General features: G+C 66.8%; 1 protein-coding gene. It reads left to right on the top strand.

Annotation, left to right across the window (positions count from 1 at the left end; all coding sequences use genetic code 11):
- On the top strand, nucleotides 1-1706 hold a 1706-nt coding region (locus AX702_RS00225), incomplete at its 5' end, for a M14 family metallopeptidase (RefSeq protein ID WP_066774856.1).
- Nucleotides 1707-2101: the final 395 nt, after the last annotated feature.

Raw genomic sequence — 2101 nt, 5'->3', positions numbered from 1 at the left:
CCGCCGTGCTTCCCCCCGCCCTCCCTTGGTCCGGCGCGAGCGAACGGCTGGTCGTCCCGGCTTCGGATCCGTGGATCACCCCCGCCGAGCGCGCCGGCTTCGCCACCACGCCGCGCTACACGGAGGTGCGCACGTGGCTGGAGAAGCTCGCCGCAGCTTCCCCGCTGATCACCGTGGAGACGTTCGGCAAGACCGGCGAAGGGCGCGACCTCGTTTTCGTGCGCGCCAGCAAGGGCGGCGCGGGCAAGCCGGTCGTGCTGGTGCAGGCCGGCATCCATTCAGGCGAGATCGACGGCAAGGATGCCGGGCTGATGCTGCTGCGCGACATTGTCATGCGCGGCAAGGATGCGCTCCTCGACAAGGTCGACCTCGTCTTCGTCCCGATCCTCAACATCGACGGGCATGAGCGAATGAGCGCGTGGAACTTCCCCGCGCTGCGCGGCCCGGCGCAGAAGGGCTATGTCCGCAACGCCCGCAACATCAACCTGAACCGCGACTATGCGAAGGCAGACGCGCCGGAAACGCGCGCGATCATCACGCTGCTGCGCCGGCTGGACCCGATCCTCTATGTCGATTGCCATGTCAGCGACGGCTTCGACATGCAATATGACGTGACCTTCACCTATGCGGGCTGGGGAACCTACGCCCGCCATCGCGCCACCGCCGACTGGCTGCAAGGCCGCTTCGGCCCGGCGGTGACGGCCGCGCTGGAGAAGGCCGGGCACGAGCCGACCATCTATCCCAGCCCGATCGACACGCGCGATCCCACCAAGGGCATCCGCTATGCCCCCGAAGGGCCGCGCTATTCGACCGGCTATGGCGATTTCATCGGCGTGCCGACGGTGCTGGTCGAGAACCATATGCTCAAGCCGTACCGTCAGCGAGTGCTCGGCACCTATGTGCTGCTGGAGGAAGCGCTGCGCCTTGCCGCCATCGACGCGGGCCGTATCGCGACCGCCAAGGCACAAGATCGCGCCAGCCGCCCCGCCGAACTGCTGACGCAGTGGAAGCCCGCTGCCGAGCCGATCGGCTGGGTCGAAGAGTTCAAGGGCATCGCGTTCGAGACCTATCGCTCGCCGGTTACCGGGCGCGACGAGCAGCACTGGCTCGCCAGGCCGATTACCTTCCGCATGCCGATCATCGGGCAGACGCCCACTGAGAGCGTGCGTCTGCCGCGCGCCTGGTGGGTGCCCGCCGCCCAGACCGAGGTGATCGATCGCCTGCGGCTCCACGGCATCCAGTTCGAGACGCTGGGTGAAGCGCGCACGCTCATGTTGGATCGCGTGCGGCTGGTCGATCCGGCGCCTCAGCCGGCGAATGACGGACGAACCGCGCTGAAATCGCGTTTTGCGCACGAGCAGACCCGCGCAACGCTGGTGCCGGGTACGATCCGCGTTCCCTATGATCAGCCGCGCGGCCTGCTTGCCGCCGCGCTGCTGGAACCGGAGAGCCAGGACTCGTTCCTCGCCTGGGGCTTCTTTCCGGAGATGCTGTCCCCCGCGCCTGGCGCGGAGGCGTTCGTGCTGGCGCCCACCGCCGACGCGCTGCTCGACCGTGATCCCAAGCTTAAGGCCGCCTTCGAGGCAAAGCTGGCCGCCGACGCTGGTTTCGCGGCCGATCCCGACGCGCGCCTCACCTGGGTAATAGAACAGGCGGCCGAACGCGATCCGTTCCGCTGGACCTATCCGGTACGCCGGGAGCTCTGATCCGCTCACAACGGGGCGGCTCAGGGCACCAGCTCGAACCCCGCAGCGGCGTCGGAGGCGAGACGATATAGGAGCGGACATGCTGAGGAAGCCGAGAAGGCGTTGTTGAAGCCCAAGCTAGCAACAAGTGGCAAACACTCCACACGTCATCATCCCACCCCACTTGGCCCTGCAGTGCCTCTTCGAAGAGAAGGACGGCAAGCTTTGCGGCACTGAACAACGAGACAATTCGCTACAAAGTCCCGGAATTCCTGTCGACGCTAATGGAGAGCGTCGCGTTTAACGCCGCCGGCGCGCAGGGTCGCGCGGCGTGAGGTGGTGGCGGAGGTGTCGGATCTGCTGGCGTGGACTACAAACGACAACGCCGCCCAGTGGGGCGGCGTTGTCGTTTTATG

The sequence above is a fragment of the Sphingomonas sp. CCH5-D11 genome (assembly GCF_001557395.1).
In the GTDB taxonomy this organism is placed as follows: Bacteria; Pseudomonadota; Alphaproteobacteria; order Sphingomonadales; family Sphingomonadaceae; genus Sphingomonas.
Note: the sequence above shows the minus strand (reverse complement) of the source record. Positions and strands in the feature narration are given on the sequence as shown.